The following is a 13,679-nucleotide window of genomic DNA, read 5'->3' on the forward strand; positions in this document are numbered from 1 at the left end:
AGTACAGCAATGTATTGAGCTAACCAGTACTAATGATCCGTGCGGCTTGACCATATAACCTCAAGTGGCCTTGGACTCGACGATACGTCGGAGCATTCCAGGCACACTCGCTCGCTACGTCCCAACCCAATGCCAGTCCGCGCAAACGCGCGACTGCAACAGCTTGCTCAGTGACAATGGCTGTGTGGAACCACCCGATCCCATCCCGAACTCGGAAGTGAAACGCACACGCGCCGATGGTAGTGTGGGTCTCCCATGCGAGAGTAGGTCATCGCTGAGCATTTACACCGCAAGGCCGGTCCCCGAAAGGGACCGGCCTTGTTCTTTTGCGCGGGGGAAAAGTACCGCAAAGGGATCCGCGATCAGCGCACCGCAAGCGCCGCACTGACGAGCAGCGCCAGCACGCAGGCGAATCCGCCGGCCCAGGCCAGGCTGCGGAGCCGGTCGCGGTCGGCGACATAGAAGACGCCGTGGAGCACCCGCAGCAGGACGAAGGCCAGCGCGAGCCACGCGACGCGCCTCGGGTCCACGCCGGCCAGCTGGGCCATCACGACCGCGACGGCGAAGGCCGGGAACGCCTCGAAGGCATTCAGTTGTGCGGCATTGGCGCGGGCGACCCTGGGGTTGTCCTGCCGCTGGAGCCAGCCGCGCGGGTCGCGATTGTCGAAACCCTTGCCGCTGCCCTTCGCCACTACGGTCCAGGCATACGGAAGCAACGCTGCGGCAAGCACGCACCAGTAGGCGATCGCGTAGTCCATGTCTCTTCTCCACAGGCTGGGGATTCCAGCCTAGCCGAGCCGCCGCGACGCCTGCGAGCCGCACAAAAAAGGCCGGCCCCTGTGAAGGGGCCGGCCTCAGGCTTGCGTGCCGCGTGCCCGGCTTGTGCCGGTCCCCGCGGCGCGGGTTCGCGCGTCAGTCCGCGCGGTTTTCCATCATCCGGTCGCGATTGGCGCGGAACGCGTTGCCTTCCCGCCAGTTCGGCCAGTCGTCGCCGTCCACCAGCGCTTCGCCCACCTGGTAGAGGGCCTGCAGGTCCTCGACGATCCCGGTGAGGTCCCAGTCCGGGTCGACCTTGTCGCCCGGCTGGTGGTAGCGGGCGTCACGATACGCACGCTGCGCCTCGGCACCGGCTTCCAGGCCGCCTTCGCGGAGGTTGTCGCCGCCCTTGGCATACAACGCCGGCACCCCGGCTTTTGCGAAGTTGAAGTGGTCGGAGCGGAAGAAGAAGCCGTCCTGCGGGGTGGCCTCGGGGGACATGGTGCGGTCCTGCCCCTCGAGGACCCCGCCGAGGATGTCCTCCAGCTCGGAGTTGCCCAGGCCGACCACGGTCATGTCGCTGGCCTGACCGATCACCGGCAGGGCGTCCAGGTTGATCGCCGCCACGGTGTCCTCCAGCGGCACGGTCGGATGGGCGACGTAGTACTTGGAGCCGAGCAGGCCGGACTCCTCCAGCGTCACCGCGAGGAACAGCAGCGACCGGTCGGGGCGCTCTTCACGGGTCGCGAAGGCCTCGGCGATCTCCAGGATGCCGGCGATGCCGGTGGCGTTGTCGATGGCGCCGTTGTAGATCCGGCCGTCCTCGTGGGTGCCCAGGTGGTCCCAGTGCCCCATGTAGACCACCGCCTCGTCGGGGCGGGTGGCGCCCGGCAGGCGCGCGATCACGTTGCGCGAGCTGCCGTGGGTGCTGCTGCTGGCCAGGTCCAGCGACATCGAGGCGTCGAGCTCGATGGCCTCGAAGCCGCGCTGGTTGGCCGCCTGGTAGAGCTCGTCCAGGTCATGCCCCAGCGTGCCCAGCACTTCGCGGGCCACGTCACCGGTGATCCAGCCCTGCGCCGGCAGCCGCGGCTCGGGATCGTCCGCCGCGGTCAGGTCGAACTGCGGGCCCGACCAGGAGTTCTTCACCACGTCCCAGCCGTAGGAAGCGCCGGCGGTATCGTGGATGATCAGCGCCGCGGCGGCGCCCTGGCGGGCGGCCTCCTCGAACTTGTAGGTCCAGCGGCCGTAGTAGGTCATCCGCTTGCCTTCGAACAGGCTCTCGTCGTCGACGTGGAACCCCGGGTCGTTGACGAACATGAGCACGGTCTTGCCCTCGACGTCGACGCCCTCGTAGTCGTTCCAGCCCAGCTCGGGCGCGTTGACGCCGTAGCCCACGAACACCAGCTGGCTGTCGTCGAGGGAGACCTGCTCCTCGCCGGTGCGGGTGCCGATCACCATGTCCTCGCCGAACGCGAGGTTCCGCTCCTCGCCGCCGACCACGAGGTCCATGCGCACGGAGGATTCGTCGGCGGTGGTCTGCACCATCGGCACGTCCTGGAACCAGGTGCCGTCCTCGCCGGCCGGCTCCAGCCCCAGCCGCTCGAACTCCGCGGCCAGCCACTCGATGGTCTTCTCCTCGCCGACCGTGCCCGGCGCGCGGCCTGCAAAGTCGTCGGAGGCAAGCACCTGGACCCGGTGCAGGAAGTCGTCCGCCGTGATCGCCGGTTCGTACTGGCGCTCGGGGGGAAGCGGATGGGCTTCGTCGCCGGCCGCGCTCGCCCCGGCGGTCGCGGACGGGGTGTCCGTCGTCCGGGCCGGTTCGGCGGCGCGGTCACAGCCGGCCAGGGCGAGCGCGGCGGCCAGCACCGGCGTCGCCGTAAGCAATGGGATGCGGGACATCGGGTGTTTCTCCCCAGGGGAACGAACACCCGATGGTAGCAGTCCCTCCCGTCAGTCCCGCGCCGGGGCGCCCTCGCCGCTGTAGGCCTGGGCGGTCGCGCCGGTCACCGCGCCGGTGCGGGCGGTGTCGTGAACGAACAGCTCCACCTCGTGTTCGAACACGAGCGGCCCATCGACGACCGCGCCCGGACCGATGATGACCCGCGGGGTGCGGCGGGTTCCCAGCGGGAACGTGGACTGCGGCTTCTCGTAGTGCACCCGGCCGCGGACGTGCGAGCCGGCGCCCACGGTCAGGTCGGCGTTCACCGTTTCGATGTCGCCGGTGACCTCGGTGCCGACCAGGCCGATCGAGCCGTTGACGGTCTCGATGTCGCCGTCGACCCGGCTGCCGCGGTCGATGAAGACGCTGCCGTTGACCGATTCGACGTCGCCGCCGATCCGGGCCCGCTCACCGGTGCGGATCCGTCCGTTGACTGTTTCCAGCGAACCCGAGTGGACGTCGTGGCCCAGGGTGATGCGGCCGTTGACCGTCTCCACCGAGGCGAGCCGGGCGCCGTCCCCGGCCTCGATCGACCCGTTCACCGTGGCCGCGTCGCCCAGGCTGGCGCCGGCGGCGATGCGGATGCGTCCGTTGACGGTGTCGACGTCGCCGACGGCCTGGCCGGCCTCGACGTCGATCGAGCCCATGACCTTGCTTACGTCCTGGGCCAGGAGACCGGAAGCGGGAAAGAGGAGCGCGGCGCCAAGGGCGGCCGCGAGGAGCTGGTTCCGGGTACTCATGGTGGTCCTCCGGTTCGGTTGGGGGCGGCTCCGATACAATCCGCGGGGCCAGAATCACCGAAGAAGACCGTGCCCGCCAAGCCCAACCAAAGCCATACGCCCGCGATCCGTCCCGTCGTGCTGATGATCCTCGACGGGTGGGGCCATCGCGAGGATCCCACCGACAACGCACTGGCCCAGGCCCGTACGCCCAACTGGGACGAACTGGTCGCCGGGTCGCCGCACGTGCTCATCCATACCGAGGGCCGCCACGTCGGCCTGCCCGACGGGCAGATGGGCAACTCCGAGGTCGGGCACATGAACCTGGGCGCGGGCCGCATCGTGTACCAGGACCTGACCCGCATCGACGCCGCGATCGAGGACGGCAGCTTCTTCGCCAACGCCGAGCTGCAGGCCGCCTGCGCGGGAGCGCGCGCATCGGGCGGGACGCTGCACCTGATGGGCCTGGTGTCGCCGGGCGGGGTGCACAGCCACGAGGACCACATGCTGGCGATGATCGAGCTGGCCCGCCGCGAGGGGGTGGCCGACGTCGCCGTGCACGCGTTCCTGGACGGCCGCGACACCCCGCCCCGTTCCGCCGCGGCCAGCCTCGAGCGCCTGGGGGCGGCCTGCGCGGCGGCGGGGAACGCCCGCATCGCCAGCGTCACCGGCCGCTACTGGGCCATGGACCGCGACCGGCGCTGGGACCGGGTCCGCAAGGCCTGGGACGTGATCGTCGAGGGGCGCGGCGTGCATGCCGCCGACGATGCGCTTGCCGCGCTGGAGTCGGCCTATGCGCGCGGGGAGAACGACGAGTTCGTCGAACCGACCCCCATCGGCGGCGGCGCACGGGTGCGCGACGGGGATGCGGTGGTGTTCATGAACTTCCGTGCCGACCGCGCCCGCCAGCTGACGGCGGCGTTCGTCGATCCCGCGTTCGACGGATTCCAGGTGCCGCGCCCGGCGCTCTCCCGTTTCGTGTGCCTCACCGAATACGACGCCCGCCTGCCGGCGCCGCAGGCATTCGGCCCGGAAGAACTGCGCAACACCCTGGGCCAGGTGCTCGCCGACCGAGGGCTGCGCCAGCTGCGCATCGCCGAGACCGAGAAGTACGCCCACGTCACCTTCTTCTTCAGCGGCGGGCGCGAGGACGAGTACCCGGGCGAGACCCGGATCCTGGTCCCCAGCCCCAAGGTCGCGACCTACGACCTGCAGCCGGAGATGAGCTGTCCGGAGGTCACCGCCAGGCTGGTCGGCGCGATCGAGTCCGGCGGGTTCGACGCCTGCATCTGCAACATCGCCAACCCGGACATGGTCGGGCACAGCGGCAGCCTGCAGGCGGCGATCCAGGCCGTCGAGGCCGTGGACGTGGCCATCGGCGCCGTTTCCGATGCAGTGCGGCGCGCCGGCGGCGCGCTGCTGGTGACCGCCGACCATGGCAACGTGGAGATGATGCGGGATCCGGAAACCGGGCAGCCGCACACCTCGCACACGGTGGGTCCGGTGCCGTTCGTCTACCAGGGCACCCGTCCCGCGACGCTGCGCAGCGGCGGATCGCTGCGCGACGTTGCCCCGACCATCCTCGACCTGCTCGGCGTGCCCCGGCCGGAGGAAATGACCGGCCGCAGCCTGCTGGTGGACGGGCAAGCCGGCTGATGGCCTCCGCCCGCGCGAGCCTCGCCTGCCTGGTCGCGGCGCTGGTGCTCGCGTCGGGCGCGGCCGCGCCCGCCGGTGCGCAGGAAGACCCGGAGGCCGCACGCAAGCGGCTGGAGCGGGTGCGCCAGGAGCTCAAGGACGTGGCCGCCGAGCGCCGCCAGGTCGAAGGGCGGCGCAGCGCGGCGGCCCGGGAGCTGCGTGCTGCGGATGAAGAGGTGGCACGTGCCGCGCGCGGGCTGCGCGAGCTGCAACAGCAGATCGCCGCCGCGGAAGGGGAACTGCAGGCGCTGCAGGAGCGGCGCACCGGCATGCAGGCCGCGCTCGCCGGACGCCGGGAGGAACTGGCCAGCCTGCTGCGTTCGGCGTATGCACGGGGCCGGGCCGCGCCGCTGAAACTGCTGCTGGCACAGGACAGCGTGGCCGAGGCCAACCGGATGCTCGCCTACCACGGCTACCTGCAGCGCGAGCAGGTCGCGCGCATCCGCGGCCTCGCCGCGGAACTGGACGAGCTGGCCCGGCTGGAGCAGGAGATCGCCGGCCGCCGCGATGCACTGGAAAGCGCACGCGCGGAGCTGGACGAGCGGCTCGCCGGCCTGGAAGCCGAGCGTGCGAAGCGGCAATCCCTGGTTGCCGACCTGGACGCCCGTTTCGAGGACCGCCAGTCCCGCGAAAAGGCGCTCGGCCGCGACGCAAAGGCGCTGGAGGACCTGCTGGCCCGCCTGCGCGAGGCGGCGGCGAAAGCCGAAGCCGAGCGCCGCGCCGCCGCCGCTCGCGAGGCGGCGCGCCAGGAGGCGGGCCCGGGTAAACCGCCGGCCCCGCGCCCCGCCGTTCCGTCGGGCCCGAGCGTGGGCGGCGCAGGCTGGCCGGTGGATGGGCGCCTGCTGGCGGGCTTCGGCGCCACCATGCCGGACGGACGCAAGAGCCAGGGTCTGCTGGTCGCCGCGCCCGCCGGCACCACCGTCCGCGCCGCCGCCGCCGGGACCGTGGTTTACGCCGAGTGGATGAGCGGCTTCGGATTGATCCTGATCATCGACCACGGCGACGGCCACATGAGCCTGTACGCCCACAGCGAAACCCTGCTGCGTGGCGCCGGGGACACGGTTGCCGCCGGCGATCCGGTGGCGACCGTCGGCAGCTCCGGTGGCCACGGCCAGCCCGCGCTCTACTTCGAGCTGCGGCGCGGCGGCAAGCCGGTCGACCCGCGCCCTTGGCTCGGGCGCTGAACCACGCGGCGGCACGTGCTGGTCCCGACAACGCGTGGGTCCGCATAATCGGGTCACCGCCACACGGCGGCCACGGCAACTGGAGGACCCGCATGCGCCGACCGCTTCCCCTGTTCCTCGCCCTCGCCATGGCGTTGTCGGGGGCACCCGCCGGCGCGCAGGACCAGTCCGGGGAGCCGGACCAGGAGGTGCCCGCGGTCGACGCAGCCGAACCCGGGGAGGCGGACGACGGCACCAGCGGCGACATCGGCCCTGGCGAGGCAACCGGCTCCGGCGAGGAGGTCGATGCGGACGAATCGACCGGCACCGGCGAGGGGACCGGGCCCGACGACGACACCGGGGCCCAGGATCCATCCGCCGTCCCGGTGGAGGAGATCCGGCGCTTCGTCGCGCTCTACAACGCGGTCAAGCAGGCCTACGTGGAGCCGGTCGAGGACCGTGACCTGATGCAGTCGGCCGTGCGTGGCCTGCTGCTCGACCTGGATCCCCACAGCGCCTACCTGGCCGGCGACGCCGCGGACGCCTTCGACGAGCAGACCCGCGGCAACTACGGCGGCCTGGGCGTGGAGATCCTGCGCCAGCCGGACGGTACCCTGCGGGTGATCGCGCCGTTCGACGACACCCCGGCCGCGCGCGCCGGCATCCTGGCGGGCGACGTCATCGTCGCCGTGGACGGGATTTCGCTGACGCCCTCGCTGTCCGAGGATGCCGTGCCCCTGCGCGGGGAGCCCGGCACGACGGTACGCCTGACGGTCCTGCGCGAGGGCGAACCGGCGCCGCTGGAGATGACCGTCGAGCGCGAGGTGATCCGCCTTGCCAGCGTCCGCGGCCGCATGCTGGAGCCGGGCTACGGGTACGTCCGGGTCAGTGCCTTCCAGGCCGGTACCGCCGCGGACTTCGAGCGCGTGGTGGGCGAGCTCCAGGACGAGGCGGGCGGCTCGCTGGACGGGCTGCTGATCGACCTGCGCAGCAACCCCGGCGGCCTGCTGACCTCGGCGGTGCAGATCGCCGACGCCCTGCTGGACGACGGCCTCATCGTCAGCACGCGCGGGCGGACTGCGATCAGCGACGCCAGCTTCAGCGCGACCCCTGGCGACCTGCTGGACGGAGCACCGGTGGTGGTGCTGGTGGACGCCGGTTCGGCCAGTGCCTCGGAGGTGCTGGCCGGTGCGCTGGCCGACCACGGGCGGGCGCGGGTGGTGGGCAGCCGCACCTTCGGCAAGGGCTCGGTGCAGACCGTCCTGCCGCTGGACAACGGCGACTCGGTCAAGCTCACCACCGCGCTGTACTACACCCCCGACGGCACCTCCATCCAGGCCACCGGGATCGTGCCGGCCGTCGAGTTCGATGCCGCCGCCGGCGAGGAGGAACAGGACGCGGGAGAGCCGTCGTACCCGGTACAGAGCGAGGCGACGCTCGCCGGCCACCTGGGGGGCGGCGATGCGGAGGGCGCGCCCGGGCAGGTGCTGACCGGCGATGCGTACATCGACCAGGCACTGGCCGAGCTGAAGGAGCTGGCCGCGCCGGCGCAGGTCGCTCAGTAGCCGCGCTGGTGCCGCAGCCGGCGGGCGATGCCCGCCCGCGCCCCGAGCGCGAAGGCGCCGCCGAAGGCGAAGCCGACCAGGTGCGCCGACCAGGCGACCGCCCCGAAGGCCGGCCCGATGAAGGTGAACACGACCTGCAGCAGTGCCCAGATGCCGATGAGCAGCGGCGCGGGCACCTTCACGAACTGCAGGAACAGGCCCAGCGGCACCACCACCCCGAGGCGGGCCCCGGGGAACAGCGCCAGGTAGGCGCCCATCAGCGCCGAGACGGCGCCGCTGGCGCCGATGATCAGGCGGTCGGGCGTGGAGATCGCCAGCACCGCGGCCAGGTTGGCGAACGCGCCCCCGGCCACGAACAGCAGCAGCAGGCGCCACGGACCCATGCTGCGCTCGGCGGGAAGGCCGAAGATCAGCAGGAACACCAGGTTGCCCAGCAGGTGGGCCCAGTCGGCATGCAACCCGAGCGCGGTGACCAGCCGCAGCAGCGCGCCGTCCCCGAGTGACCGCCGCCAGGCCTCCGGGCTGGTGAGTCCGCCCGAGAGCGCGCCCCACTCGGTCAACAGGCGTTGTTGCTGCTGCTCGCCGGCCAGCAGCATCCAGGTGAAGCTGCCCCACAGGATCGCGAACAGCAGCGGGGTGGCCCAGCGCAGCGATGCCTTGCGGCGGGGAGGGATGGTGACGAACATCCGGGGCTTGTTAGCTCATGGTTAAGTCGCGCTATAGTGCCTTCGGCCCCGTATGGCGCGGGCCGGCACGAGCCGGCCAGGCGCCCGCTGGCGCACCGGCGCGACCGGAGACCACAGGACACTCCAACGGAGACTACACGCATGCAACACGCACACATCACCCGCCTGTCGGCGCTCGCGCTGGGCATCGCCGGCGCGCTGGCCTTCGGCCAGGCCGACGCCTCGGGCTTCCAGCTCAAGGAAAACAGCGTCAAGTCGCTCGGCAACGCCTTCGCCGGCGCCGGCCTGCGCGACGACGACGCCTCGGTCGTGGTCAACAACCCGGCCAGCATGACCCAGTTCGAGGGGACCACGATCCAGGGCGATGTGACCGCCATCGACCTGAACTACGAGTTCCGCGGCGACGGATACGACGCGCTCGGCCGCCCGCTGACCGGCGGCGACGGCGGCAACGCCGGTGACTTCACCCCGATCCCGGCCTTCTCGCTGGTGCACAAGTTCGACAACGGCGCCGCCATCGGCGCCATGTTCAGCGCACCGTTCGGCCTGGCCACCAAGTACGATCCCGACTGGGTCGGCCGTTACGCCGCAATCGATTCCGACGTGCAGATCGTCGAGCTGGCGCTGACCGGCGCGGTCGACATCATCCCCGACCGCCTGTCGGTGGGCGTGGGCCTCACCTTCTCGCAGGCCGACGTGACCCTGTCCAAGGGCGTGGACTTCGGGTCGGTGCTGGCCGGCCAGGGGGCCGGCCCGCTGGGCTTCCATCCCCAGAGCCACGACGGCGAGGCCGAGATCCAGGGCGACGACACCGGCATGGGCTGGATCCTCGGCGTGAACATCCGCCCGACCGACAAGCTGAGCATCGGCATCAGCCACCGCTCGGAGGTCAAGTACGACCTGCGCGGCGACGTCGACTGGACGGTGCCCGCACCGGCGCGCGCCGCCTTCGACAGCTTCGGTGCCGGCGCGCTGTTCCAGGACGGCGGGGCAGGCGCCAAGCTGACCACCCCGGGCATGACCACGGTCGAGGTCGCCTACCAGTTCACCGACCGCTTCTCCATGGCGGCGACCTACGCGGAAACCAGCTGGGAGTCGCTGGAGGAAGTGCGCATCGAGTTCGATGGCCCGGACGCGCCGACCATCGAGCCGTTCGGCTGGGGCGAGACGCGGTTCTCCTCCATCGGCGGCGAGTTCGTGCTCAACGACGCGTGGACCCTGCGTGCCGGCTACGCCTACGACGAGACCCCGACCACGTTCGCGCACCGCACCCCGCGCCTGCCGGACGAGGATCGCCAGTGGTACTCGATCGGTGCCACCTGGAACTACGCCGACAACCTGGAGTTCAGCCTCGCCTACACGCGCCTGGAGCCGGACACCCCGTACATCGGCATCGAGGCGCCGAACTACCGCCTGTTCGGCGAGTTCGAGGGTGCCGCCGACCTGTATGGCATCTCGGCGCAGTACCGCTTCTGACCCCGCACCGGTCGCTGCAAACAGGAAACCCCGCCATTGGCGGGGGTTCTTTTTGTCCGGCAACGCCGCCGCCCCGGGGCGGCGGGCGCGTGGCGGTCAGTCCTCCAGCGTCAGCAGCGAGGCGTTGCCGCCGGTCGCGGTGGTGTTGATGGTCACCGTCTTCTCGGTCACGAAGCGCAGCATGTAGTGCGGGCCGCCGGCTTTCGGGCCGGTGCCCGACAGGCCCTGGCCGCCGAACGGCTGCACCCCGACCACCGCGCCGATCTGGTTGCGGTTGACGTAGCAGTTGCCCACCTTCGCCTTCTCCGCGATCTTGCGGGCGGTCGCGTCGATGCGGCTGTGCACGCCCAGGGTCAGGCCGTAGCCGGTGGAGTTGATCGCGTCGATGACCTGGTCCAGCTCGCCCGCCTTCCAGCGGATGATGTGCAGCACCGGGCCGAACACCTCGCGGCCCAGGGTCTCGATCGAGTCGATCTCGTAGGCGCGCGGGGCGAAGTAGGTGCCGTGGGCGGTCTCCTCGCCCATCTCCGCCTTGGCGACCAGCTTCGCCTCCCGGTCCATGCGCTCGGCGTGCTTCTCGAGCATCGCCAGGGCGTCCTGGTCGATCACCGGTCCGACGTCGGTGGACAGCATGCCGGGGTCGCCCACCTTCAGCTCGGCCATGGCGCCGGACAGCATGCGCAGCACGTGGTCGGCCACGTCCTCCTGGATGAACAGGATACGCGCGGCAGAGCAGCGCTGGCCGGCCGAGGTGAACGCCGAGCCCAGCACGTCCCGCACCAGCTGCTCGGGCAGGGCCGAGGAGTCGGCGATGAGCGCGTTCTGGCCGCCGGTCTCGGCGATCAGGGTGCCGATGGCGCCGTCGCGGGCGGCCAGGGCGCGGTTGATGGCGTTGGCGGTCTCGTTGGAGCCGGTGAAGGCCACGCCGGCCACGCGGGCGTCCGAGGTCAGCTTGGCGCCCACGACCGCACCGTCGCCCGGCACGAACTGCAGCACGTCCTTCGGCACGCCCGCCTCGTGCAGCAGGCGGGTGGCGTAGTAGCCGACCAGGTTGGTCTGCTCGGCCGGCTTGGCGATCACGCTGTTGCCGGACGCCAGCGCGGCGGCGACCTGGCCGATGTAGATGGCCAGCGGGAAGTTCCACGGGCTGATGCACACGAACACGCCGCGCCCGGACAGCTGCAGGACGTTGCTCTCGCCGGTGGGGCCGGGCAGCGGCTCGGGCGTGAACAGCTTCCGCGCCTGGCAGGCGTAGTAGCGGAGGAAGTCGACCGCCTCGCGGACCTCGCCGACGCCGTCCATGATGGTCTTGCCGGCGTCCCGGGTGCACATCGCGACGAACTCGGGCAGGCGCGAGTCCAGCAGGTCGGCCGCATGCTCCAGGATCGCCGCGCGGCTGGCCGCCGGTGTCGAGTTCCAGCCCGGCTGCGCCTTGACCGCGTTGTCCAGCGCCTTCTCCACCGTCGCCTCGTCGGCGGGCAGCCAGTAGCCGACGACCTCGCGCAGGTCGGCCGGGTTGGTCACCGGCAGCTTCTCGCCCACCGGGTTCGCACCCGGGACCAGCGGCTCGGCATACCAGTCGTTACGCAACGCCGCATTCACCTGTTCGGCCAGCGTGCGCAGCTGGCCGTCGTTGGCGAGGTTGACGCCCATCGAATTGCTCCTGTCACAGTTCTCGAGCGAATCGGCGTGGCTGCGATACAGGTCGACAGGCAGCGGGATCCGCGGGTGGGGGATGGAATCGAATGCCTCGACGACCTGCACCGGGTCGCGGACCAGGTCCTCGACCGGGATGGACTCGTCGGTGATGCGGTTGACGAAGCTGGAGTTGGCGCCGTTCTCCAGCAGGCGGCGCACCAGGTACGGCAGCAGGTCCTCGTGGCTGCCGACCGGCGCGTAGACGCGGCACGGCACGCCCAGGCGGTCGGCCGGGATCACCTCGCCGTACAGGTCGTCGCCCATCCCGTGCAGCTTCTGGAACTCGAAGTCCACCTGGCGGCCGTCCATGCGCGACATGTGGTGGACCGCGGCGATGGTGTGGGCGTTGTGGGTGGCGAACTGCGGGTAGATCGCGTCCGACAGGCCGAGCATGCGCCGGGCGCAGGCCAGGTACGACACGTCGGTGTTCGGCTTGCGGGTGAAGACCGGGAAACCGGGGTAGCCGTCGACTTGCGCGCGCTTGATCTCGGTGTCCCAGTAGGCGCCCTTGACCAGGCGCACCGGGATCCGGCGGCCGCCCTCGCGGGCAAGCGAGGCGATGAACTCGATCACCTCCGGAGCGCGTTTCTGGTAGGCCTGCACCACCAGGCCGCAACCTTCCCAGCCCTCCAGCGACGGATCGCGGTAGACCTCGGCGAAGACGTCCAGGGAGATCTCCAGCCGGTCGGCCTCCTCGGCGTCGATGGTGAAGCCGATGTCGTGCTGCTTGGCCAGCCGGGCCAGCTCCAGCACGCGCGGGGTGAGCTCGGCCATCACCCGGGTGCGCTTGGCATGCTCGTAGCGCGGGTGCAGCGCCGAGAGCTTCACCGAGATCGACGGCGCGGTGAAGATGCCGCCTTCCGCCTTCCCGCGCTCGGCACCCACGGCCAGGATCGCGTCGCGATAGGCCTGCATGTAGCGCGCCGCGTCGTCGGCGGTGAAGGCTGCCTCGCCGAGCATGTCGTAGGAGTAGCGGTAGCGGGCGTAAATGCCCTTGCGGCCGCGGGCCAGTGCTTCGCCGATGGTCTCGCCCATCACGAACTGGTGGCCCATGATCTTCATCGCCTGGCGCACCGCCAAGCGGATCACCGGCTCGCCCAGGCGCCCGGCGAGGCGCTTGAAGGCACCGTGCACGTCGCGCTTGGTCTCGTCGGCCAGGTCCACCAGCTCGCCGGTGAGCATCAGCCCCCAGGTGGAGGCATTGACCAGCAGCGAGTGCGACTGGCCCATGTGCCGCTTCCAGTCCGCCTCACCGAGCTTGTCGCGGATCAGCAGGTCGGTGGTCTCGGCATCGGGGATGCGCAGCAGCGCCTCGGCCACGCACATCAGCAGCACGCCTTCCTCGCTGCCCAGGTCGTACTGGCGCATGAAGGCCTCGATCATGCCCTGGTCCTTCACCTGCGCGCGTACCCGGCGCACCAGGTCGGCCGCGACCGACTGGATGGCGTTGCGGTCCGCATCCGGGAGGCGTGCCTGCTCGAGCAGTGCGCGGACGTGGTCGGCCTCGTCGCGGATCCAGCCGGCGGTGATCGCCGCGCGCGGACCGGACGGTGCCGGGGGCAATTCGGGACTGATCAGCGCGCGGGGGGCCGGCGCCACTTGCGTGGAGGTCTGGTTCATTTAGGCCTGCATACGAAGACGGCCGACGCGGGGGCCGGCCGGTGGGGGGTTTCCTGCCTGTGGACACAAGGGTACGCGCGCGCGCGTGAACACGGGTAGTGCCCGGTGGGGCGGCAACGGGCGGGATGCTGTGCACGGGCTGTCCTGCACGCCCCTTTGCCGGTGCCCCGCGGCGGCCCCGCATGCCCTCGCGAGTACCGTCCCTGCATGCAGTGAAGATGAACCGATGCTTGCTACGGATTGCCGCCAGCGGCTAGGATCGGAACGCTTTGATGTCGCCATGGTGGTTGACGACCCCCGCAGGGGGCGGTGGTCCAGCAAAGACCGACAAGAGTCCGGGCCGTCCGCACGGCGGGCGCCGG

General features: G+C 71.1%; 9 protein-coding genes and 1 rRNA gene. 5 read left to right on the forward strand and 5 right to left on the reverse strand.

Annotated elements, in window-relative coordinates; all coding sequences use genetic code 11:
• Nucleotides 1-166: 166 nt before the first annotated feature.
• Nucleotides 167-280 (forward strand): 5S ribosomal RNA (gene rrf / locus G545_RS0107880).
• 82 nt (nucleotides 281-362) lie between these two features.
• Here the strand turns inward: rrf and G545_RS0107885 are convergent.
• The 3 genes from G545_RS0107885 to G545_RS0107895 form a co-directional block, all read right to left on the reverse strand.
• The gene (locus G545_RS0107885; RefSeq protein WP_036138182.1) at nucleotides 363-758 is read right to left on the reverse strand and encodes an MAPEG family protein; all 396 of its coding nucleotides are present in this window, start codon (nucleotides 756-758) and stop codon (nucleotides 363-365) included.
• A 154-nt stretch (nucleotides 759-912) separates the two neighbouring features.
• A complete protein-coding gene (locus G545_RS0107890; protein ID WP_027069905.1) occupies nucleotides 913-2,655 on the reverse strand; it encodes a M28 family metallopeptidase in 1,743 nt (580 codons plus the stop codon).
• 51 nt (nucleotides 2,656-2,706) lie between these two features.
• Nucleotides 2,707-3,342 carry a DUF4097 family beta strand repeat-containing protein gene (locus G545_RS0107895; RefSeq protein WP_052106870.1) on the reverse strand — a complete coding sequence of 212 codons (636 nt, stop codon included), beginning with the start codon at nucleotides 3,340-3,342 and terminating at the stop codon, nucleotides 2,707-2,709.
• 162 nt (nucleotides 3,343-3,504) lie between these two features.
• On the opposite strand from G545_RS0107895, the gene gpmI reads away from it, so the two are divergent.
• The 3 genes from gpmI (at nucleotide 3,505) to G545_RS14080 (ending at nucleotide 7,837) form a co-directional block, all read left to right on the forward strand.
• The gene (gene gpmI / locus G545_RS0107900; protein WP_269429839.1) at nucleotides 3,505-5,070 is read left to right on the forward strand and encodes a 2,3-bisphosphoglycerate-independent phosphoglycerate mutase; all 1,566 of its coding nucleotides are present in this window, start codon (nucleotides 3,505-3,507) and stop codon (nucleotides 5,068-5,070) included.
• Entirely contained in the window at nucleotides 5,070-6,293 is a 1,224-nt protein-coding gene (locus G545_RS14075) for a murein hydrolase activator EnvC family protein (protein WP_081677790.1), read from the forward strand. Before gpmI ends, G545_RS14075 begins: the two co-directional genes overlap by 1 nt.
• Before the next feature lie 92 nt (nucleotides 6,294-6,385).
• Nucleotides 6,386-7,837 carry a S41 family peptidase gene (locus G545_RS14080; RefSeq protein WP_052347294.1) on the forward strand — a complete coding sequence of 484 codons (1,452 nt, stop codon included), beginning with the start codon at nucleotides 6,386-6,388 and terminating at the stop codon, nucleotides 7,835-7,837.
• Here the strand turns inward: G545_RS14080 and G545_RS0107915 are convergent.
• Complete coding sequence (locus G545_RS0107915) at nucleotides 7,831-8,523, reverse strand: rhomboid family intramembrane serine protease (RefSeq protein ID WP_027069908.1); 693 nt, start codon at nucleotides 8,521-8,523, stop codon at nucleotides 7,831-7,833. The genes G545_RS14080 and G545_RS0107915 overlap by 7 nt on opposite strands.
• 141 nt (nucleotides 8,524-8,664) lie before the next feature.
• Here G545_RS0107915 and G545_RS14085 point away from each other — a divergent pair, with 141 nt between their 5' ends.
• Nucleotides 8,665-9,999 carry an OmpP1/FadL family transporter gene (locus G545_RS14085; RefSeq protein WP_036136001.1) on the forward strand — a complete coding sequence of 445 codons (1,335 nt, stop codon included), beginning with the start codon at nucleotides 8,665-8,667 and terminating at the stop codon, nucleotides 9,997-9,999.
• Nucleotides 10,000-10,095: 96 nt separating this feature from the next.
• Here G545_RS14085 and putA read toward each other — a convergent pair whose 3' ends face one another.
• Complete coding sequence (putA, locus tag G545_RS0107925; protein ID WP_036135999.1) at nucleotides 10,096-13,317, reverse strand: bifunctional proline dehydrogenase/L-glutamate gamma-semialdehyde dehydrogenase PutA; 3,222 nt, start codon at nucleotides 13,315-13,317, stop codon at nucleotides 10,096-10,098.
• Nucleotides 13,318-13,679: the final 362 nt, after the last annotated feature.

It is taken from the genome of Lysobacter defluvii IMMIB APB-9 = DSM 18482 (genome assembly GCF_000423325.1).
In the GTDB taxonomy this organism is placed as follows: Bacteria; Pseudomonadota; Gammaproteobacteria; order Xanthomonadales; family Xanthomonadaceae; genus Novilysobacter; species Novilysobacter defluvii.

What these genes read in the sequence shown, in the direction of transcription:
- G545_RS0107885 (WP_036138182.1), bottom strand. Translation starts at nt 758, where the DNA reads ATGGACTACGCGATCGCCTACTGGTGCGTGCTTGCCGCAGCGTTGCTT.
- G545_RS0107890 (WP_027069905.1), bottom strand. Translation starts at nt 2,655, where the DNA reads ATGTCCCGCATCCCATTGCTTACGGCGACGCCGGTGCTGGCCGCCGCG.
- G545_RS0107895 (WP_052106870.1), bottom strand. Translation starts at nt 3,342, where the DNA reads ATGGGCTCGATCGACGTCGAGGCCGGCCAGGCCGTCGGCGACGTCGAC.
- G545_RS14075 (WP_081677790.1), top strand. Translation starts at nt 5,070, where the DNA reads ATGGCCTCCGCCCGCGCGAGCCTCGCCTGCCTGGTCGCGGCGCTGGTG.
- G545_RS14080 (WP_052347294.1), top strand. Translation starts at nt 6,386, where the DNA reads ATGCGCCGACCGCTTCCCCTGTTCCTCGCCCTCGCCATGGCGTTGTCG.
- G545_RS0107915 (WP_027069908.1), bottom strand. Translation starts at nt 8,523, where the DNA reads ATGTTCGTCACCATCCCTCCCCGCCGCAAGGCATCGCTGCGCTGGGCC.
- G545_RS14085 (WP_036136001.1), top strand. Translation starts at nt 8,665, where the DNA reads ATGCAACACGCACACATCACCCGCCTGTCGGCGCTCGCGCTGGGCATC.
- putA (WP_036135999.1), bottom strand. Translation starts at nt 13,317, where the DNA reads ATGAACCAGACCTCCACGCAAGTGGCGCCGGCCCCCCGCGCGCTGATC.